Here is a 20,764-nt window from a genome sequence, read left to right on the forward strand (position 1 = left end):
CTCCCGCGCTCAATTGCCGTCCCAAGGCTTGCCCAGCCCGGCCAGGATCTTCTTCGCTTCGGCGCGGTAGGGGTTGTCCGCCGGGGCGAGCCGCAGGAACGCCTCCCAGTGCGGGATGGATTCCTTCTTCCCGCCCATGGCCCGCGCGAGCATGTGGTGCGCTTCCCACTCCCAGCGCGGCTTCGAGTCGGCCTTGCCGACGATCTCGAGGGCGCGCGTGAGCTGGGTCTCGGCCTCCGCGTGACGGTTGTTGGCCACCAGGAGCTTGCCGTAGCGGAAGCGCCAGGTGGGGTTGTCCGGCTGCCCTTCGACCGCGATCTTGTACTCGGACAGCGCCTCGGCTTCCTTGCCCAGATCGTAGTAGCTGTCGGCGAGGGCGGCGTGTGCTTCCAGCCGGCCCGGCTTCAGCTCCAAGGCCTTCTGTAGGTCCTTGACCGCGTCGCGCACCGCGCCCTGCTTGAAGCGCAGGACACCGCGCTGCCAGTAGGCGTCGCCCATGCCCGCGTCCAGCTCGAGCGCCTTCTGCACGGCCGTCTCGGCGCGCTGGGGGCGGCCCACCTCGTTGGCCGCCCAGGCGACGTAGAGGTGGTACTCGGCGCGGTTGGGGTCCAGGTCCACCGCCTTTTCCAGGGTCTTGAGCGCTTCGGCCAGAGTGTTCGAGCCCAGCGTGAGCAGGGCCTTGCCCTTGCAGTGGTGGGCCTCAGCCGAAGAGGGGCGCTTCTCGAGCACCTTGCTGATCATCTCGGAGGCCTCTTTCGCGGCCTGCGTGGTGGCCTTCCCGCAGGCGACTCGCAGCATCAGGTCGGGATCGTTCGGGGCCTTGGCCAGCGCGTCCTCGTAGGCCTTGAGCGCCTCGGCGCCGCGGCCGGACGCCTCGAACAGGAGGCCACGCTCCAGGGCCAAGCCCGGGTACTCCTTGTCGATCGCCGCCACCTCGTCGAAGGTCTTGGCCGCCTGGTCGAACTTCTTGTCGCGCCTGAGCGCAATGCCGAGCTTGAACTTCGCTCCGACGTCGCCGGGATCGAGCACGAGCGCGGCTTGGTACTCGCGGATGCCGTCGTCGCTCTTGCCTTGACCGAGCGCGATGTCGCCCATCGCGACGTGAACCGAGGCAGAATCCGGCAGCATCTTCCGGGCGTCGGCCAGCACGGCCTGGGCCTCGTCGTTCTTGCCCTGAGCGTTCAACAGCTGCGCGAGACCGATGTAGACGAGGCCGATGTCCGGATCCACGACCCCGGACTTCAGCACCTCGCGATACGTCGCTTCGGCTTCCTTGCGAGCGCCGGACGCCTCGGAGATGCGGCAGTACCAGTACGCTACCAGCACGCTCTTGGGGAACGCCGTGCGCAGATTCTGGATGGCGGCCATGGCGTCCTGGAGGCGCTCGAGCGCGAGGGTGGTCTTGGCCACGCCGACCTTCGCGGTGACCTCCTTGTCGTCGGCCTGAACGGCAGCCTCGAAGCGCGCCAGCGCCTCGGCGTAACGACCGGCGCGGTAGAGGGCGTCGCCGAGCCCGACCAGCGCACGGGCCGACTTGGGCTCGATCTTGAGCGCCTCGGAGAAAGCCTTCTCGGCGTGGGTCACCCGCGACCGGGCCAGGTGGACCTCGCCGAGCAGCGTGAACGCCTCGACCAGCTCGCCAGAGCTCGAGCTGGCCGTGTCCTGAGTGACCGCTTCCAGGAGCTTCGTCGCAGCCTGCTCTTGCCCGAAGTTCCAGGTCGCGCGCGCGGTCAGGATGCGCGCTCCGGTGTGATTCGGGTTGCGCGAGAGCGTGAGCTTCGCCAGCTCCTCGGCCTTCTTGCGGTCAGCGGCCAGGAAGCGGGCACGCGCCAGCCCGTAGGCGGTGCGCGCGCTCTTCTCCACGCCCTCCGCCTTCTCCCACACCTCGGTGGCAGCCTGAGCGTCGCGTTCGCGGAGCGTCACCTCGCCCAGGAGCGTGAGCACGTCGATGTCGTTCGGACGTGCCTTGACCAGAGCTTCGAGCGTGACGCGCGCCCCACCGCCGCCGGACGCCGCCGCGTGAGCCGCGCGTGCCAGGTCGAGGTTGGGGACTTCCTTGAAGCTCTCCTGCTTGAGCTCGTCGAGCAGCACCGAAGCGCGGGCGCTGACCTCGGGGTCGGCGCCGAAGCGCAGCTCCCGCCCATAGGCGACGTAGACCGCGTAAGCCGCGAGCCCTTTCTGGCGCTTGTTCTTCGAGCGCGCCTCGTCCGCCGCCTGGTAAGCCTTCTTGGCTTCCGGGTGGCTGTCCTTGGCCAGCGCGTCGCGGGCCGTCTTCTGCGTGTCGGCCAGGAGCTTCTGGTAGTCGCCGCTCTTGAGCTTGTCGTAGATCCAGAGCACGCCGAACGGACCGACGTTCGGGACCAGCGCCAGGGCACCCCCCGCGAGCACCATCACCACCACCACGGCGGCGATGGCCCGGAGGCTCTTGCGCTTGGGCGGCGGCGCCAGCTCTTCCTCGCGGGCGATGCGCGGCACCGGGGCCCGAACCTGGAGCGGCGCGCCCTCCGCGGCTGCGGCACCGCCCTCCTGCGGCAGGCCGCCGAACTCCATGTCGTCGCGAACCGCGTCGATGGGGCCCCCGCCCCCGCCGGCGTCGAGGTTCACCTCGCCGAATGCGGTGCCGCCACCCGACTGGCGCACCACCCCGGCGTCGGTCGAGCCGGCCGCCGCCGGCGGAGCACCCCACGGGGGAGCCGAAGGCGGACGGCCCCCAGCGCCCAGATCGACCTCGCCGAACGCGCTCGGAGCTTCGCCCATGGGCAGCGTGCCGCCGTGCACCGGGAGCCCGGCAGCATTCATCGGCAGGGTCGCCGCGTTCATCGGCAATCCCGCCGCGTTCATCGGCAATCCCGCCGCGGGCGCCGGCAGACCGGCGGCGGGCACCGGCAGACCGGCGGCGGGCACCGGCAGACCGGCCTGAATCGCCGGAAGCCCTGCCTGGATGGATGGCAGGTCACCGCCAATGGTCGGTAGCTCCGCGCTCAGCGCGGGCAGGTCGAGCTCGCCGAAGCCGCCTCCGCCGGCCCGAGCAGCGGGCAGGTCGGCCGCCGGCAGCGGCAAGTCCACCTCGCCGAAGCCCCCACCGCGCTGCGCGGCAGCGGGGAGGTCCAGTTCGGCCGCCGCTGGGCGGTGGCCTCCCACCACCGGCAGATCGAACTCCTGGGCCTCGGCGGGGAAGTCTGGTGCGGCACCGACCGGTGACGGCAGGTCGATCTCGCCAAACCCACCGGTCGAACCGCCGCCCTTTGGAGCGACTGTGGCAGGTAGGTCCACGTCCATGGGGACCGGGACCGGCACTGGGGCGCGCGGCGGCGGCAGAGGTGGTTTCGGGGCTGCCTGCGGCGCCGGCGGCTTCGCCGCGGCGGGCGCCGGCAGGTCGAGGTCGATGCCGATGTCGCCGAAGTCTGCGAACTCGGAGGGAGACGGCGCCCCAGCCAGAGCGGGAAGGTCGGCTTCTTCCGGCACGGGCGCCTGGGGCTTGGTCAGGCCGGGACGGGGCGGGGCAGGCTTTGCGCCCGCTGGCCGCGGCGGGGCGGGCGCACCGCCCACTGTTGGTGGGGCCGTGCCCAGCAGTGTCTGCTTCGGCGACGCGGGTTTGGCAGGCGCTGCGGGTACGCCGCCTGGGCCCGCCACCCCGAGCATCGTCTGCTTGCGGATCGGGGGCAGCCCCGGCTTGGTGGCGGCCGGGGCCGCTGGAGACGCCGCTGCCGAGAGAGCTCCTGCCAAAAGTGGGCTCGGGCCGGTCGCGCGCGGGTCCGGAGGAGGATCGACCTGGAACGAGTTGCCGCACTTCGGGCAACGCATCTTGAGCCCCGTCGAAGGCACGCGGCGCTCGTCGACCTGGTAGGGCGCCTTGCACCCCGGGCACTCGACCTTGAACACGGGTTCCCTGACGCCTGTCTTAGCAGGATGCGGGCGGAGTTGTCGCGCTTTCTGAGGCCGCCACGGGCCCAGCCGTGCTACTCGCTCTCCCCGAAATGCAACGCTGGACGTCCGTGGTGGTGGGCGTGCTCTCCTCGGCGGCACTCGTTGCCGCCATGTATCAGGCTGGCGCCCCCGCCTCGCGCGGGACGCTGCCGGCGCCGAGCGCTTCGGCGTCCGCCCCGCCCTCGGCTTCCGCGGCCCCGGCGCCGAGCGGGAGCGCGGGAGAAGAAGACCTCGCCGGGCCGAGCCTATTGCCGGCCGCCGAAGAGGTCGGCGACGGCGGCAAGCCGCTGCCGGCGAACGCGCCCGGCACGGTGTCTTTCGGGGTGGTGCTTTTCACCTACCAAGGCGTGCAGTTCGCCCCGACCGGCGCGCGCACCAAGCAAGAAGCCCTGGAAAAGGCCAAAGCGGTCGTGGAGGACGCGAAGAGGGATTTCCCGGAGGCGGTGAAGAAGGGGGATCGCGGCTCGACGGCGGACGCGGGGAGGATCCCCCGGGGCGTGCTGGAGCCCGAAATCGAGGCGGTCCTGTTCACCCTGGACAAGGGCGCGGTACACCCGGAGCCCGTCGACACGCCACGCGGCTACTGGGTCCTGCGCCGTATCGAGTGAAGATTGCGCGCTTTCAGCGACAACCCCTCGTAAGGTAAGAGTAACTCCGTCCGCCCTCGTCGATGTCCAGCCAGCTACAACTCGATTCGGAAGAGCGGCTCCAGAGCGAGCTCAGCCGGTTGCGTGCCGAGCACGAGAGCGCGGAGAGCGACGTCACTCGCGCCATCCTCATGCACGAGATCGCCGTGCTCGAAGAGCGGAGCGGCGACAGCAGCGCCGCTGCGCGCGACCAACTCGACGCGGTCAACTCGGAGCCGGAGTTCCACGAGCCGCTCGAGCGCCTGATTCAGATCATCCAGAGGAGCGGTTCGAGCAAGAACTTGGGCAAGCTCCTCGAGCGCTCGGCTCAGGTCGCCGAAGGCGCCGAGGAGCGCGTGCGCGCGTTGATGGAGCGAGCCGCCCACCTCGCGGATGTCGAGGTGGACCCGGACGCTGCCAGAGCAGTGCTGGAGGAGGCAGCGGAAGAGAAACCGGACGACTCCGCCGTGTACCTCGCGCTCGAAGCGCTCGCGGGCAAGCTCGGTGACGTCGAGCTGCGCGCACGTGCCCTCGGCTCACGAGCCGATCTGTGCCAGCACCCGACATGGCGCTCACTACTGCTCATCGACGCGGCCGAGCTGGCCCTCGCCGACGGCGACAGCAGCACCGCCATCGAGCGCGTCGAGCGCGCCATCGAGCAGAAGGGCGAAGCGACCTACCCGGCGCTCCGCGCGCTCGAGCTCATCGGCAAACGCACCGAGCGCTTCGACGTCGCCGCGCGCGCTCTCGAAGCGCAAGCGGCCCTCTTGCAGCGGAGCGCCACCGACCCCGCGACGGCCGACTCGCTGGGGGTTCCGCACTACGCGCGCACCAGCGCGCATGCCGTGGACGCCTGGTTGCGCGCCGCCGACGCGCACCGACGGCGCGGCGAGCTCGGAGACGCGGCGGCGCTCTTGGATCAGGCGCTGACGCGGGTCGAGAACGAGCCTGCGCTCGCCCACGCTCGCCTTGTCGCCGCCGAAGCCACCGGTGACACGCAGAAGGCCGCGGAGCTCGCCAGGCGCGCCCTCGACGGCGGCGCGAAAGGCGGCATCGCCGCCGCGCTCTGGCTGCGCATCGCGGAGTCTGCGGCGAGCCAGGGTGACCTCGGCGCGGCGCTCGATGCCGTCCGGAAGGCGCTCGGCGAAGACCCTGCGAGCATCCCCGCCCGCGTGCTCGAGCTCGACCTGCTCGACCCGGGCACCGACGCGCAGGGCCTGGCGTCGTCCCTCGAAGCCACCGCGGAGCTGATGGGCAGCGACGCCGCGAAGGCGCGCTACTTCTTGCTCGCAGCCGACACCTGGACGAGGCTCGGCAAAGACGTCTCGGGCGCGAAGGCGGCGCTCTCCCAGGCCGGCATGTACGGCGCGCCGCCGCTGACCGTCGCGCGGGTCGCACGCCTGCTGGCGGCGCTCTCGGGTGACGGGGCTTGGTACGAGGAGGCCACGCGTCGCCTGATCGCGGCTCACGCCAGTGAGAACGAGCTCACCGGCCTGTGGTTCGAGCTCGGACGGCTGCGCCTCTTGCGGGGTGATCTGGAGCACGCCCGCGCCGCGTTCGGTTCACTGTGCGAGCTCGACCAGGGCCGCTGGTTGGGCGCCGTGCTTCGCGCCTTCGCGCTCCCCCTGGCCACCGGCGCCTCGGACGGCGACGCCGAAGCGGCTCTGGCGACGCTGGCCACGCTCGCGCCGGACCCGCGCACCGGCGGCGCGCTCAGGACGGCCATGGCGATGCGCGCGTTGCTCGGCGCTCGCGAGGCAGACGCCGTGGAGCAACTCGGCGCGCTGCACGCCGACGACCCGAGCAACGCGGCGGCGGCGGCGGCGCTGGCAGCCCTGGCGCGCAAGCGCGAGAAACCGGTGCTCGCGGCAGAAGCCTTGCGCGCCAGCGCCGCGGCCGTGACCGACGCCGAGCTCGCGGCGAGCATGGACCTCGAGGCCGGGATCTTGTTCTGGCAGGGCGGCGAGCGGAAGCAGGCGGTCGAAGCATTCGCGCGAGGCGCCGAGCGTGCTCCCGCGGCGGGAGGGCCCATTCTGGGCTGGGCGCTGCGCGCCGCGGAGCCCGACTCCATCGAGGCGCGACGCCGCGCGCTCGGCAGCGACGAAGACTCGATCAGCGGGGCGGAGGCGCTCGAGCGCTTCGGCCTGGAGGTAGGCGCTTCGGGTGACGAGCGCGCCGCGCTCGAGGCGCTCGACCTGGTCGCGGCCGCAGAGGAGCAGGAGATCCGAGACGCAGGGCTCTTGGCTCGCGCGCTGGTCGCGCCGCCCGACCAGCGGCAGGACGCGCTCGACGGCGTCGCGACCTTCGGGGGCGCGGCGGGCGCGGTCGCCGCTGCCGCGGCCCACGTGGCGGAGCTGGAGCGCGGGCCGGTGGACACAGCGCGCCGGCTCGAGACGGCCACGCGCTGGGCCGACGCCGATCCGAACGTCGCGCCGGCGCTCGAGTGGCTGGCCGCCGCGGTCGCGGCCGGGGACACCAAGGCGGAGGTCGAAGCTCGTCGCGCGCTCGCCGATCGCCTGCCGCCGGGCCCTGCCGCGGCCTTGCGCGCGAGCGCCGCCATCGTCTCGCTGCTCAGCGGCACCGAAGGCGATCCGTTGCTCGAGGACGAGGCCGAGAGTGCCCGCCTGGCGAACGTCGAGCTGGCTCCCCCAGGCTCGGACCCGCGGCGACGCGCGCGGGCGCTGGCGGGCGTCGAAGGCGCCTTCGGCGAGGAGAGCACGGCTCTCGTCCGCGCGCTCGCGGGCTGGAACCTGCTCGTCGCCGGCGAGGCCGATGCTGCCCTCGAGGCCTTCCGCGCCGTCGTGGAGGCTCATCCGGAAGAGCTGATCGGCTGGGAAGGGCTGCGCGTCACCGCCGAGCTCATGGGCGAGCGAACCACGGTCGCGGAGGCGTCGGCGGCGCTGGGAGACGCCGTCAGCGACGACGCACGCGGCGCCGAGCTCTGGGAGGAGTCGGCGTTCATCCTGATCGACGAGCTGAACGACACGGCGCGCGGGGAGTTCGCGCTGTCCCGGGCCATCGCGCGCGACATCGGTCGCTTCAAGGCCTTCGACAAGCTGTTCCGGCTGGTGCGCGCGCGCAAGGACGCAGCGCGGCTCCTCGAGCTCATCACGCTGCGCCTCGATGTGGCCGAGGATCCAGACGAGATCGCCAAGCTGTATTGGGAACGCGCACGCGTGCTGCGAGAAGCTGGCGACCGGGATGGCGCGCTCGCGGCGCTCGAGAACGTCACGCTGCTCGAGCCGGACCACGTCGGGGCACTGGCCCTCTCCGGAGAGATCTACCTCACCAGCGGCAAGCTGGCGGAGGCAGCAGAGAAGCTGGCGCGCCTGTCGACGCTGAGCGAAGCGCCGGTGAAGCAACGCTTGATGAGCGGCGTGGCCGCGGTCGACATCTACGAGAACAAGCTGGGAGAGATCGAGAAGGCTCTGGCGGTCCTGGACGGGCTCTACCGCTCGGGCTTGTCGACGCTCCCGGTGCGCGAGCGGCTCGCGCGCGCGGCGGCCAAGGCCCAGGCCTGGCAGAAGGCCACCGAAGTGCTCGAGCAGCTGATGACCGAGCGCGACAAGCCAGAGGGCCGTGTCGAGGCGGCGCGCCTGGCGATGGTGATCCACCGGGACCGCCTGGGAGACCCCAGTGGGGCGGGCAACGCCGTGACCCGCCTGCTCAGCGAGTCGCCGGGTGACGGCGAGGCGCTCGACCTGGTGCTCTCCGGAGCGCTCTCTCCCGACGCCGAGGGTCCGCTTCTCGCGCAGGGACAACGCGCGCTGGTCGCCACGCTCACTCGCGAGCCCCTGGACGCCGAACGCGTCGATCGCCTGGCACGCATCGCGGCCCGCGCCAACAACGCGCCGCTCCGGCAGGCGGCTCTCGGCGCGTTGGTGGCGCTGGGCGAGGGGTCGCCGGAGATCGATCGCGAGCTCTCCGTGCTCGACCAGCGGGTCGCTCGGGTGCCGCAGATCGCCATCGATCCACGGGCGCTGCCCGATCTGTGCGACCCGGAGGACGGCGGCCCCATCCCCGAGTTGGTGGCAGCCATGGCGACCACTTTCGCCGAGGCCATCGGACCGAACCTGGCGACCTTCGGCGTGGGCAAGAGGGACCGCGTCGATCCGCGCGCCGGCCTGCCGGTCCGCAACGAGGTCGCGGCGTGGGCCGGCGCGCTCGGCATAGGAGACTTCGAGCTCTACGTCGGCGGCCCCGACGATCAGGGCATCTTCGGCGTGGGGAGCGAGGTGCCCGCGGTCGTCGTCGGGCGCGGCGTCCAAGCGCCGCTCTCGCCACTGCACCGGCAGGCGCTGGCGCGCGAGCTGTTCGCTGTCGGGCGCGGTACGACCATCCTCCGCCATCGCGACGCGACCGACGTCGCCGCCCTCATCGTCGCGACGTGCCGCATCGGCGGCTACGAGATGCCGTCGCCGCAGTACGCGATGCTCGGCGAGTTCTCGCGAGTGCTCGGCAAGGAGGTCTCGCGCAAGGTGAAGAAGATCCTGCCGGAGCTCTGCCTAAGAGCAGCCGGCAGCGGGCAAGACCCGATCGGCTGGGTTCGAGCAGCCACTTCGAGCCTCGATCGCCTCGCCGCGATCGCCGCGGGTGACGTGTCGTGGGTGCTCTCTTCCGCCGGACAGCCGCGCGGTCACTTGGGAGCTTCGATGGAGGCCCAAGAGCGCACGGCGCGGCTCCTCTCGTTCGTGCTGTCGCCCACCTACCTGACGTTGCGCGAGCAGCTCGGAATGGGAGTCCGATGAGCAACCCTGAAGACCCCAAGGCGAAGGGCAAACCGCCGGCGCCGGGTGTGACCGGCGCGGGCCGGAGCGCGAGCGCGCGCAGCATCGGCGAAGAGCTGGGTGATCTCGATTTCGAGCCGGACGCATTGCTCGACTCGCTCTTGTCGGACGAGCCGCGCCCGAGCGCGCCGGCGCCGATCGCCGAGACTCCGGCACCCGCCGAGCCCGCTCCGACCGCGGACGCCGACAAGCTGTTCGAGCCCGACACGCGCGCGTGGAGCCCCGACGAGGTCACGCTCGCCGCAGTAGTCGGTCACGTCGCTCCGGCGGCGGCGCCGGTGAACGTGCCGCCGCCAGCGTCCGCACCAGGTCTCGACGAGGTCGACGCGCTGCTGAGCGACGCCCCGCCCATCAGTGCCCCGCCGCCGCTCGCGGCCCCGCCGGCCGCGCCGCCGCGCCCACGACGGGACCGCGGTGTTCGGGCTAGGCGCGCTCCGCCACCTGGTGTGTACTGGACGGGTGCCGCGCCTCGGCTCGCTCGGGCTCACCGGCGTCGCCGCCCTCGTCGCCGGCGCGGTCGGCTGTCGCCCCGACTTCCTCGATGACTGCGGCGCGATCCTCGTCGGGCCCGGGGCGCGCGTGAGCTGCCAGGTGCCCGGGCACGTCGATCGCGGCTTCGATCTCGCCGTGCCGGCGGCGTGGGACGGCGTCACGCCGCTGCCGCTCGTCATCGCGTACCACGGCGGCGGCGGCAATCGCGAGGGCGCGCAGCGGGTCACCTGCGCCGGCGGCGAGCTGGGCGGCCCTGGCTGCCTCGACACCATGGCCACCGCCCGCGGCTACGCCGTGGTCTCCCCCGACGGCACCGGCGGGCGGCCGCTGCGCGACGTCCGCACCTGGAACGGCGGTGGCGGCGGGCCGGGGGCGTACTGCGCCAGCGGCGCCGCCTGCGCCCAGGGCATCGACGACCTCGGCTACACCGACGACCTCCTGATCGAGGTCGGGCGCGCCATCCCGGTCGATCCGCGGCGCGTCCACGCCACCGGCCTGTCCAACGGCGGCGCCATGGCCCATCGCCTCGGCTGCGAGCGGCCCCAGGTGATCGCGGCGATCGCGCCGGTGGGGGGCGCCAACCAGCACGCCGACGGCGGCGGGGCATGCGGCGCGATGCCGGTGCTCCACATCCATGGCACCGACGATCCGTGCTGGCCGTTCGCGGGCGGCACCGGCGGCTGCCTCGAGCAGGAGGGCCGCAAGACCTCGGTCGACGAGACGATGGCGGGCTGGGCGGCGCGCAACGGCTGTGCGGGGCCGACCAGCGAGCAGTCCCTCCCCGACGCCGATCCCGGCGATGGCGTCACCGCCTTCCGCCGCGTCCGCGCCGGCTGCGCCGCGGCCACCGAGGACATCGTCATGGTGCTGGGCGGCCACACCTGGCCGTCGGGCTGGAGCTACCTCGGCACCGATCGCATCGGCCGCGTCACCCGCGACTTCGGCAACGAGGTCATCCTGGACTTCTTCGATGCCCACCCCCGGCCCTGAAGCCCCGGCGAGGCTCACCGCCGCCGCGCTCGCGCTCGCGCTCGCCGGCTGCGGCTCGTACACCACCTACCAGTCCGCCGAGCCGCTGCCACGCGGGCGCTGGCAGGGCGCGGCCGCGCTGGGCGCCGGCGCCTTCGCCGACCACCCCGGCGACACGCGCACCCCGAGCCTCCACGTCGAGGTCGCGGCCCGCCGCGGCGTCGGCGCCGGCACCGACGTCGGGCTCAAGCTCTACGCCCTCGGCGTCGAGGCCAGCGTGCGCCATCGTCTCCACGCCACCGCCGCCGGTTGGTCGGTGGCGGCGCTGGGGGCGCTCGGCGGCGTGCGCACGACCGGGCGCGGCTCGCTGCCCGACGCACTGTCCGGACACGCGCGCGCCACCGCCGCCATCACCCGTCGCACCTCGCCGCGCCGCGCGTGGTCGTTCGGGCCGGTGGTCACGGCCTCGCTCTACCTGCCGGCGGCCGGCGGTCACGCCACCGGCCTCCTGGCGGGCGCCTTCGTCAACCTGAGCTGGTCGTTCGGTGGCTGCTGGCACCTGGTGCCCGAGCTGTCCGTCCACCGGACGATCCACGGCGACGTGCCGGTGGACGGCGCGGTGGTCCAGACCGGGGTCGGCCTCGCCCGCGACTTCTGACGCGGGGTTGGATACGGATTCGGGTTCGGATTCGGGTTCGGGTTCGGGCTCGGGTTCGGGTTCGGGTTCGGGCTCGGGTTCGGGTTCGGGTTCGGGTTCGGATTCGGGTCCGGGCTCGGGTTCGGGATACGGATTCGGGTTCGGGTTCGGGTTCGGGATACGGATTCGGGTTCGGGTTCGGGTTCGGGTTCGGGTTCGGATTCGGATCCGGGTTCGGATTCGGATCCGGGCTCGGGTTCGGGTTCGGCCCCCGCTCGCACCCCGTCCGCGCCCCGGGAATAGCGCCGGCGCCGGCCCGGTTGACACGGCGGCCGAGCCGCCTTACACAGCCGCAGAATCCACCGTGCTTTCGAGGCCGTATGTCTGATCGTCAGTCCGAGGACGTCGCTCGTTATCAGGGTCGCTTCGCCGCGCTCAAGGCCGAGATCGGCAAGGTGCTGGTGGGCCAGGACGACATGGTCCAGCGCCTCCTGCTCGGCCTCCTGGCCGGCGGCCACGTCCTGCTCGAGGGCGTGCCCGGCCTGGCCAAGACCCTGGTCATCCGCACCCTGGCCGAGGCCCTGGACGGGACCTTCTCGCGCATCCAGTTCACGCCCGACATGCTGCCGGGCGACGTCATCGGCACCCAGGTCTTCAACCCGCGCGAGGGCACGTACTCGGTCAAGAAGGGGCCGGTGTTCGGCAACTTCATCCTCGCCGACGAGATCAACCGGGCCCCGGCCAAGGTCCAGTCGGCGCTGCTCGAGGCCATGCAGGAGCGCCAGGTCACGATCGGCGAGCACACCTTCAAGCTCGCCGAGCCGTTCCTGGTCCTGGCCACCCAGAACCCGATCGAGCAGGAGGGCACCTACCCGCTGCCCGAGGCCCAGCTCGATCGCTTCATGCTCAAGGTCAAGGTCGGCTACCCCGGCCGCGAGGACGAGGTCAAGATCCTCGACCGCATGGCCGGCGCCGGCGGCGAGCCGCGGGCCGAGCAGGTCATGACCTGCGACGAGCTCCTGGCGGCCCGCGACGTCGTCCGCCATGTCTTCGTCGACGACAAGGTCAAGCGCTACGCCGTCGACCTGGTGGCCGCCACCCGCGATCCCCGGGCCGCCGGCCTCGGCAACCTGGCCACCCTCATCGACAACGGCGCCTCGGTGCGAGGCTCGATCGCGCTGATCAAGGTGGCCAAGGCGGCGGCGGTGCTGGGCGGCCGCACCTACGTCAGCCCCCACGACGTCAAGAGCATCGCCGTCGACGTGCTCCGCCACCGCATCCTGCCCAGCTACGAGGCCGAGGCCCAGGGCAAGACGTCCGATCACCTGATCGCCCAGGTGCTCGAGAACGTCCCGGTGCCCTGAGCCGACCGCGCCGACGAGACAAGCCGTGTTGCCCGCCGAGCTCGCGCGCGAGGTCAAGCGCATCCAGTTCGTGACCGGTCGCCAGGTCGCCAGCGTGATGGCCGGCGCGTACCTGTCGGTCTTCAAGGGACGCGGCATGGAGTTCGACGAGGTCCGCCCCTACGTGCCCGGCGACGACGTGCGCTCGATCGACTGGAACGTCACCGCCCGCACCGGCGAGCCCCACGTCAAGCGCTACGTCGAGGAGCGCGAGCTGACGGTCATGCTGCTGTGCGACATCAGCCAGTCGCAGGATTTCGGCTCGGGCCGGCGCAGCAAGCTCGAGGCCGCGGTCGAGCTGTGCGCGCTGCTCGCGCTGTCGGCGGTCGGCAACGGCGACAAGGTCGGCCTGTTGCTGTTCCACGGCGGCGCCGACACCTTCATCCCGCCGCGCAAGGGCGACAAGCACGCGCTGCGCATCATCCGCGAGGTCTTCGCCCGCGGCCACGAGCCGCCGCGGGCGCGGGCGCGCTGGAACCCGGCCGAGATCCCGCGCCGGCTGTGGGCGTGGTTCCGGCGACTCGACGAGACCAGCCGGCGCGAGGCGCGGCGGTCGACCAGCATCGCCGCCGCCCTCGAGGTCTGCCGCCAGGTGCTGCCGCGGCGGGCGGTGGTCTTCCTGATCAGCGACTTCCTCGACGAGGGCTACCTCGACGTGCTGCGCCACGCCAACCGCAAGCACGACGTGGTGGCGGTGGCGGTCACCGACCCGCGCGAGCTCGAGCTGGTGCCGGCGGGGCTGGTCACGCTCGAGGACGCCGAGACCGGCGACACGCGGCTGGTCGACACCCGCTCGCCGGATTACCGCGAGCGGGTCGCGGCCGACGCCCGGGCCCGCCTCGATCGCCTCGAGGACGAGCTGTCGGCGAGCGGCGTCGACCTGGTGCGCCTCGACGCCCAGGGCTCGGTGGTGGACCCGCTCCTGCGCTTCTTTCGCGAGCGCCAGCGGAGGGCGCGGCGATGAGCGCGCGCGGCCGCCTGATCGTCGCCACCGTCGCCGCCGGTGTGGTCGCCGCGGGCGGCGCCGGCGGGTGCGGCGACGGCGGTGACGGGGCGCCGCGGGTGCCGCGCCTGGAGCCGCCGGCCGACGTCGAGGCGCGGGTCACCGAGCACGGCCAGGTGCGGGCCTCGGTGCGGGTGTGGCCGGGCGAGCCGCGGCTGGGCGATCCGATCTACCTGCGGCTGACCCTCGAGCGGTCGCCGGGCGCGCCCGAGGTGACGGCGCCGTTCTCCGACGAGGCGCTGGGCCGGCTGCGGGTCGTCGGCTGGACCCCGTCCCGGCAGCGCCGCGACGACGGGACCGTGGTCGAGGAGCAGACCTACACCCTGGAGGCGCCGGGCAGCGGCAAGTTCCGGGTGCCGCCGCTGCGGGTGAGGGTCGGCGACGACGAGGTCCTCACCGAGGAGGTGCCGATCACGGTGGCCCCGGTCGATCCGGCGCGGGCCGGCGAGGCCCTGGCCGGTCCGCGCCCGGCGCTGTCCGCCCGCGCCACGGTCCGCGCCGTGCCGCTCCACCTGATCGCGCCGCTGCTGGCGGCCGGCGCGCTCGCGCTCGGCGGGCTCGGCCTGATGACCTGGCGCCGTCGCCGCGCGCGCCAGGTCCGGGTGTCGGCCTTCGACGAGGCCATGCGCCGGCTCGAGGCCCTGGCCGCCCGCGGCGCGCCCGACGCCGGCGCCGCCGACGCCTGGTTCGTCGAGCTGTCGGGGATCGTCCGCGCCTACGTCGAGGGCCGCTTCGGCGTGCGCGCTCCCGAGCTCACCACCGAGGAGTTCCTGCAGGAGGCGCGGCGCGCCGCGGGCCTGGCGACCGCGCACCGCGATCACCTGACCGGGTTCCTGGCCCGCTGTGACCGCGTCAAGTTCGCCGGCTACCGGCCCGACGCCGGCGAGTCGCTGGAGACCCTGGCCGTCGCCCGCACCTTCGTCACCGACACCCGGCCCCAGGCCGAGGTCGCCGGTGGCGGCCACGGAGGCCGACGACCATGACCGTGCTCGGCGTCGAGCTCCAGCACCCGTGGTACCTGCTGGCCGCGCTCGCCGTGATCCCGGCGGTGTGGTGGGCGCACCGCGCCGCCGGCCGCGTCGTGTACTCGTCGGTCGGCGCCCTGCCGCGGGCCGCGACCTGGCGCACGCGCCTGGCCTGGCTGCCCGAGCTCCTGATCGCGATCGCGATCCTCGCCCTGGCGGTGGCCCTGGCCGGGCCGCGCGAGGGGCAGCGCGACAGCCGGGTCCGCACCGAGGGCATCGCGATCGCGATGGTCATCGACCTCTCGAGCACGATGGGCGCCCTCGACCTGTCCGAGCGCGATCGCGAGCGCACCCGCCTCGACGTCGTCAAGGAGGTCTTCGAGCAGTTCGTGCTCGGCGGCGGCGGCCTGCGCGGCCGCCCCGACGACGCGATCGGCCTGGTCTCGTTCGCGCGCTACGCCGACACCCGGAGCCCGCTGACGATCGATCACGCCAACCTGGTGGCGGCGGCGCGCGCGCTCGAGCTCGTCACCGAGGAGCGAGAGGACGGCACCGCGGTCGGCGAGGGCCTGGCGCTGGCGGTCGAGCGCCTGGCCGAGGCGCCGACGCGCAGCAAGGTGGCCATCGTCCTCACCGACGGCGTGTCCAACGCCGGCGAGATCACCCCGCTGGCCGCCGCCGAGCTGGCCCGCGACGCCGGGGTCCGGGTCTACACCGTGGGCGCCGGGACCAACGGCATGGCCCCGATCCGCGTCGCCGATCCCTTCACCGGCGGCGAGCGGCTGCGCTCGGTGCGGGTCGAGATCGACGAGGAGACCCTGCGCGCGATCGCCGAGCGCGCCGGCGGCGCCTACTTCCGCGCCACCGACGGCGACGGCCTGCGCCGGGTCTACCAGGAGATCGACCGGCTCGAGCGCAGCGCGATCGACGAGGTGAAGTTCTTCGAGTACGACCAGCACTACGGCTGGTTCGTGGCCCTGGCGATGGCGGCGGTGGCGGCCGCGCTGCTCCTGCGCGGGACCGTGCTGCGGAGGCTGCCGTGATGGACCTCGTGCCCTGGCCCGACTGGGACTGGCTGCACCGCGACCGCGTGCACCTGCTGTGGGGCGTGCTGGCGCTGGTCGCCGGCCTGGCGGTGCTCGAGTGGCAGCGGCGCGACGCGCTCGGCCGCTTCCTGTCCCCGCTCATGCAGCGCCGGCTGGTGACCCGGCCGTCGGCGACGCGGACGGCGGTGCGGCTGGCCCTGGTCACGGTGGCGCTGTTCGCGTGCGTGCTGGCGCTGATGCGGCCGCGCTCGGAGGCCAGCGGCGAGACCGTCCTGAGCTCGCGGGTGGCCGCCGACGTCGTCATCGTCCTCGACGTGTCGAAGAGCATGCTGGCCGAGGACGTGGCGCCCAACCGCCTGGCGCGGGCGCGGGCGGAGATCGCCGGCATGGTCAAGCAGCTCGGCGGCCAGCGCCTGGGCCTGGTCGCGTTCGCCGGTCGCGCCGTCACCCTGTGCCCGCTCACGCCCGATCACGCGTTCTTCAACCTGGCGCTGCGCGGCGTCGACACCCGCACCGTGTCGCGCGGCGGCACCCGCATCGGCGACGCGGTGCGCCTCGCGGTGCGCTCGTTCCCCACCGGCCGCGGCGCCAAGCTGATCGTGCTCATCACCGACGGCGAGGATCACGAGAGCGATCCGCTGGCCGCCGCCGGTCTGGCCAAGGCCGAGGACGTGCGCATCATCGCGGTCGGGCTCGGCTCGGAGGAGGGCTCGCCGATCACCGTCACCGACCCGCGCACCGGCGCCCGCACCCAGGTCATGCACGACGACCGGCCGGTGATCTCGCGCCTCGACGGCGACACCCTGCGGCGGATGGCGCTCCTGACCGGCGGCGCCTACGTCCCCGCTGGCACCTCGGCCCTCGACCTGGAGTCGATCGTGCGCGAGCACATCAAGCCGATCCTGCGCGCCGAGGCCGATCGCACCCTGCGGGTGGTGCCGGCCGAGCGCTACCCGTGGATGGTGGCGCTGGCCCTGGCCGCGCTGCTCGGCGCGCTCGCGGTCGGCGCCTACACCGGGAGGGAGTCGTGAGCGCTCGTCGGTCGCGGGCGGCGCGGCGCGTCCTGCGGACGTGGACGGCCGTGGCGCTGGCGCTGGCGCTGGCGCTGCTCGGCGGGTGCGCCGAGGGCCCCGAGCGGCCGGCGCGGGTTCGCTACAACCAGGGCCTGACCGCCCTGGCCGAGGGCAAGGTCGACGACGCGGTCGCCGCCTTCCTCGAGGCCCGCGGCGACGCCAGCGGCGACCCCGAGCTCCGGCTGCGCGCGGCCTACAACCTCGGCCTCGCCCACGCCCGCCGCGGCGAGGCCGCCGCCGCCGACGGGCCCGAGCGCGATCTCGAGGCCGCGATCGACGCCTACCAGGACGCGGCGACCTGGTTCTCCGACGCCCTGCGCCTCGCGCCCGACGACGCCGAGGCCCGCGCCAACCTCGAGCGGGTGCAGGCCCGGGTCCTGGCCATGGTCGACGAGCTCAACCGCGGCGAGCGCGGGCTCGAGCGCCGCCTGGAGCAGCTCATCGCCGGCGAGCGCGCGCTGCGCGACCAGGTGCGCGGGTTGTGGCAGGCCCAGGACGCGCGCGGCGCCGGCGCCGATCCGCTGGCCGACCGGGACGCGTTCGAGGCCGCCGCCACCCGGCAGCGCGTGGTGGCGGCCGACGCCGGCGTGGTCGCCGACCTGGCCGGTGACGAGATCACCGCCATCGGCGGCAAGGCCGAGGCCCAGCGCAGCGACGAGGAGCAGGCGCGGCTGGTCCAGCTCAAGAACCTCGACCTCTACGTGCAGGACGCGCGCAAGGAGATGACCGACGCCCGTCGCAACCTGGCCGAGCTGCAGGGCGAGCTGGCCTACCGGCGGACCGAGGGCGCGCTGGAGGCGCTCAAGCGTGCGCGCGAGCAGCTCCTCGATCCGGTCACGGTGCTGCGCGGGGTCGCCGCCGATCAGCTCGAGCTGGCCGGTCACGCCGCCGCGGTCGACGAGGCGCGGGGCGGCGTCCGGCTCGGCGCGGCGCCGCCGTCCTTGCCGGCGTGGATGGAGCCGGTGCGCCTCGGCGGCCGTCAGCTCGACCTGCGGGCGCGCCTCGAGGAGGTCAAGGCCCGGCTCGCCGCGGGCGCCCAGGCCGACGACGCCGCGGGGGGGCCCGGGGCGAGCGCCGCGGGCGGCGCGGGCGACGATCCACAGGCGGCCGAGCGGGCGCGGCTGCGCGCGCTCATCGTCCAGGCCCTGCCCGCGGTCGAGGAGGCGAGCGGCGCGATGATGCGCGCCACCGAGGCGCTGCGCGGCGGCGACGTGAAGGGCGGGCTCGTCGCCCAGCGCGAGGCGCTGGCGGCGATGGCGCGGGCGATCGAGGTCTTCCTCGACCTCCGCGGCCTCGTCGACCTCGCCCTCGCCGAGCAGGGCCAGGTGGTGGCGGCGTTGACGCCGCCGGCCGAGGGCGACGCCGCGCTGTCGCCGGCCGATCGCGCCCGCGTCGTCGGCGATGGCGTGACCCGCAACCACGCCCGCGTCGAGCGCATGCAGGAGATGATCGCGACCCTGGCCGCGTCGGCGCAGGCGGGCGCGGGCGGCGCGGGCGGCGCGGCGCCGGATCCCGCGGATCCTCAGGCCCAGGCGGCCCAGGCCGAGGCCGAGCAGGCCGCGGCGCTGTACGCGCGCGCGGAGGTGCTGCGCGCCGAGGCCCTGGTCGCGCTCGAGGCGCTCCGGGCCGTGGCCGGCGGAGGCAAGGGCGCGCCCGCGCTCGAGTCGGCGACCACCGCGCACCGGAAGCTCGAGGAGCTCCAGCAGCTCTTCTTCTCGGTGATCGAGCACCTGAAGCGGCTGGTCCGCGATCAGGGCGAGACCTGGGATCGGACCGCGGTCGCGGTCGGCCAGGACGACCTCGCCCGCAAGCCGCTCCTGCCGGGGCTGGTCGAGCGCGAGGGCGAGCACGCGCGCGCGGCCGACGCCATCGCCCAGGCCCTCGCCGCCCAGGCCGACGCCGCGGCGCAGGCCGAGCCCGGTCCGGCCGCGGGGGCCGGCGGTCCGGACCCCAAGGCGCTGCGCGAGGCGGCCGGCGAGGTGCGCAACGCGCTCGGGACGATGCATGATGCGAGCGACACCTTGTCGCGCGCCGCCGACCCCACCGCCACCATGAGCTTCGACCTGTCGCCGGCGCTCGACGCCCAGGGCAAGGCGCTCGAGCACCTGGAGAACGCGCTGCGACTGCTCCAGCCGCCGCAGCAGCAACGGGACCAGCAGCAACAACCGCCGCCGCAGCAGCAGGACCAGCAGCAGCAGGACCAGCAGCAACAACAGCAACAGCAACAGCAGCAGCAGAGCAAGGACGAGGCCCAGCGCCGGCTCCAGCAGGTGCGCGAGCGCGAGGCCCAGCGCGAGCGCGAGCGGCGCGAGCGGCAGCGCCTGCCGTCCGAGCCCGTCGACCGGGACTGGTGACCATGCGCGCCCTCGCGTTCGCTGCCGCCACCGCCCTCGCTGCCGTCGTCCTCACGAGCGCGCCCGCGGCGTGGCGCCCGGCGGCGGCCCAGGCGGCGCCGCCGCAGGCACGCTACCAGCTCGGCGGCGAGGCCTACGCCGGTCAGCCCTTCCTGCTCGCGATCGTCGTCGAGGGCCTGGCCGAGCAGCCGCAGCCGACCGCGCCCGCCATCACCGTACCCGGCGCGACGATCACGCCCATGGGCGTCGAGCTGCGCGCCGCTCCCACGGTCATCATCAACGGCCAGCGCATCGATCAGGGCAGCGGCACCTGGGTGCTGCGCTACCGCATGGACGTCGCCCGGGGCGGCACCTACACGCTGCCCGAGGTCAAGGTGGCGCAGGCCGGGTCGCAGGTGGTGGTGGCCAGCGCGCGCCTGCGGGTCGCCGATCTGCCGGCGACCAAGGACATGGCGCTCGAGGTGCTCTTCCCCGGGCGCCCGATCTACGTTGGCGAGACGGTCCCGGTCGACATCGCGTGGCTCCTCCGCCGCGACCCGCAGGACCAGACCCTCTCGGTGCCGCTCCTGTCTCTCGAGGACGTCTTCGCGATCTCGGTGCCACCGCCGGTCAACCCGCGCCAGGTCCTGGCCTTCCCCGCCGGCGGCCGCGACCTCACCCTGGGCTACACCCAGGATCAGGTCGAGCGCGACGGCGTGTCCTACGAGCGGTTCACCTTCCGCGTCCTGGCCACCCCGCTGCGGCCCGGGACCGTCGCCATCCCGCCCGCGACCGTGGTCGCCCGGCTGCAGACCGGCATGGGGCGGGACGCGTTCGGCTTCCCGGCGGCGCGCACCGAGCTCTTCCGCGCCAGCGACCAGGCCCGCACCCTGGAGGTGCGGCCCCTGCCCGAGACCGGCAAGCCGGCGAGCTTCGGCGGCGCGGTCGGCGCGTCGTTCTCGATCGGGGTGCGCGCCAGCCGCTCGGTGGTCCAGCTCGGCGAGCCGGTGGAGCTCGAGATCGCGATCCGGAGCGACCAGCGTCTCGACGGCGTCGGCCTGCCTCCGCTCGACGCGCCGGGCATGCTGCCGCGCAGCCAGTTCGTGGTGCCGGCCGACGCGCCGGTGGGCGAGCTGGCCGAGGACGGCCTGACCAAGATCTTCCGGGTGGCGGTGCAGGTGGTGGGCGCCGACGCCACGGCGGTGCCGGCGCTCGCGTTCTCGTACTTCGATCCGGTGCGCTCGACCTACCAGACCATCCACAGCGAGCCGATCGCGCTCTCGGTCAAGGGCGGCGCCGTCGTGGGCGCGGCCCAGGTCGTGGGCGGCAGGCCGTCGAGCACGAGCCGCGCCGCGGGCGGCGGGGACGGCGGCGGGGCCGAGCCCGACGAGCTGGCGCTGGTCGGGGTCGAGCTCGCGCTGTCGCCGCCGGGCGGCGCCGGCGCGCCGCTGTCGCGCGGCGTGCTGTGGACCCTGGTCGCGCTGCTCTACCTGGCGCCGCTCG

General features: G+C 74.0%; 13 protein-coding genes and 1 pseudogene. 12 read left to right on the top strand and 2 right to left on the bottom strand.

Annotated elements, in window-relative coordinates; genetic code table 11:
• Window positions 1-9 precede the first annotated feature (9 nt).
• Both HS104_16260 and HS104_16265 read right to left on the bottom strand, forming a co-directional pair.
• Window positions 10-3,882: a zinc-ribbon domain-containing protein gene (locus HS104_16260; GenBank protein ID MBE7481521.1), complete on the bottom strand. Its 3,873-nt coding sequence runs from the start codon at window positions 3,880-3,882 to the stop codon at window positions 10-12.
• A pseudogene (locus HS104_16265) lies at window positions 3,772-4,026 on the bottom strand (zinc-ribbon domain-containing protein). Before HS104_16265 ends, HS104_16260 begins: the two are co-directional and overlap by 111 nt.
• On the opposite strand from HS104_16265, the gene HS104_16270 reads away from it, so the two are divergent.
• The 12 genes from HS104_16270 to HS104_16325 all read left to right on the top strand — a co-directional run.
• Window positions 3,978-4,535 carry a peptidylprolyl isomerase gene (locus tag HS104_16270; GenBank protein ID MBE7481522.1) on the top strand — a complete coding sequence of 186 codons (558 nt, stop codon included), beginning with the start codon at window positions 3,978-3,980 and terminating at the stop codon, window positions 4,533-4,535. The pseudogene HS104_16265 and the gene HS104_16270 sit on opposite strands and share 49 nt — an antisense overlap.
• 62 nt (window positions 4,536-4,597) lie before the next feature.
• Window positions 4,598-9,301, top strand: coding sequence for a tetratricopeptide repeat protein (locus tag HS104_16275; protein ID MBE7481523.1), 4,704 nt, complete (start codon window positions 4,598-4,600; stop codon window positions 9,299-9,301).
• On the top strand, window positions 9,298-9,885 hold the full coding sequence (locus HS104_16280; GenBank protein MBE7481524.1) for a hypothetical protein: 588 nt from the start codon (window positions 9,298-9,300) through the stop codon (window positions 9,883-9,885). The genes HS104_16275 and HS104_16280 overlap by 4 nt, the downstream gene beginning before the upstream one ends.
• Window positions 9,800-10,822: a hypothetical protein gene (locus HS104_16285; protein ID MBE7481525.1), complete on the top strand. Its 1,023-nt coding sequence runs from the start codon at window positions 9,800-9,802 to the stop codon at window positions 10,820-10,822. The genes HS104_16280 and HS104_16285 overlap by 86 nt, the downstream gene beginning before the upstream one ends.
• Window positions 10,803-11,459 carry a hypothetical protein gene (locus HS104_16290; GenBank protein ID MBE7481526.1) on the top strand — a complete coding sequence of 219 codons (657 nt, stop codon included), beginning with the start codon at window positions 10,803-10,805 and terminating at the stop codon, window positions 11,457-11,459. Before HS104_16285 ends, HS104_16290 begins: the two co-directional genes overlap by 20 nt.
• A 359-nt stretch (window positions 11,460-11,818) precedes the next feature.
• Window positions 11,819-12,802 carry an AAA family ATPase gene (locus HS104_16295; protein ID MBE7481527.1) on the top strand — a complete coding sequence of 328 codons (984 nt, stop codon included), beginning with the start codon at window positions 11,819-11,821 and terminating at the stop codon, window positions 12,800-12,802.
• Window positions 12,803-12,827: 25 nt separating this feature from the next.
• A complete protein-coding gene (locus HS104_16300; GenBank protein ID MBE7481528.1) occupies window positions 12,828-13,805 on the top strand; it encodes a DUF58 domain-containing protein in 978 nt (325 codons plus the stop codon).
• A complete protein-coding gene (locus tag HS104_16305; protein ID MBE7481529.1) occupies window positions 13,802-14,827 on the top strand; it encodes a hypothetical protein in 1,026 nt (341 codons plus the stop codon). The genes HS104_16300 and HS104_16305 overlap by 4 nt, the downstream gene beginning before the upstream one ends.
• A complete protein-coding gene (locus HS104_16310) occupies window positions 14,824-15,852 on the top strand; it encodes a VWA domain-containing protein (GenBank protein ID MBE7481530.1) in 1,029 nt (342 codons plus the stop codon). Before HS104_16305 ends, HS104_16310 begins: the two co-directional genes overlap by 4 nt.
• Window positions 15,849-16,886 carry a VWA domain-containing protein gene (locus HS104_16315; GenBank protein MBE7481531.1) on the top strand — a complete coding sequence of 346 codons (1,038 nt, stop codon included), beginning with the start codon at window positions 15,849-15,851 and terminating at the stop codon, window positions 16,884-16,886. The genes HS104_16310 and HS104_16315 overlap by 4 nt, the downstream gene beginning before the upstream one ends.
• Window positions 16,883-19,282, top strand: coding sequence for a hypothetical protein (locus tag HS104_16320; GenBank protein MBE7481532.1), 2,400 nt, complete (start codon window positions 16,883-16,885; stop codon window positions 19,280-19,282). Before HS104_16315 ends, HS104_16320 begins: the two co-directional genes overlap by 4 nt.
• Window positions 19,283-19,284: 2 nt before the next feature.
• On the top strand, window positions 19,285-20,764 hold a 1,480-nt coding region (locus tag HS104_16325; protein MBE7481533.1), incomplete at its 3' end, for a BatD family protein.

This window comes from Polyangiaceae bacterium, from assembly GCA_015075635.1.
Taxonomy (GTDB): domain Bacteria; phylum Myxococcota_A; class Polyangia; order Polyangiales; family Polyangiaceae; genus JADJKB01.

Excerpts from the sequence above, each read along its gene's own strand:
- HS104_16270 (MBE7481522.1), top strand. The coding sequence starts at position 3,978 with ATGCAACGCTGGACGTCCGTGGTGGTGGGCGTGCTCTCCTCGGCGGCA.
- HS104_16275 (MBE7481523.1), top strand. The coding sequence starts at position 4,598 with ATGTCCAGCCAGCTACAACTCGATTCGGAAGAGCGGCTCCAGAGCGAG.
- HS104_16280 (MBE7481524.1), top strand. The coding sequence starts at position 9,298 with ATGAGCAACCCTGAAGACCCCAAGGCGAAGGGCAAACCGCCGGCGCCG.
- HS104_16290 (MBE7481526.1), top strand. The coding sequence starts at position 10,803 with ATGCCCACCCCCGGCCCTGAAGCCCCGGCGAGGCTCACCGCCGCCGCG.
- HS104_16295 (MBE7481527.1), top strand. The coding sequence starts at position 11,819 with ATGTCTGATCGTCAGTCCGAGGACGTCGCTCGTTATCAGGGTCGCTTC.
- HS104_16305 (MBE7481529.1), top strand. The coding sequence starts at position 13,802 with ATGAGCGCGCGCGGCCGCCTGATCGTCGCCACCGTCGCCGCCGGTGTG.
- HS104_16310 (MBE7481530.1), top strand. The coding sequence starts at position 14,824 with ATGACCGTGCTCGGCGTCGAGCTCCAGCACCCGTGGTACCTGCTGGCC.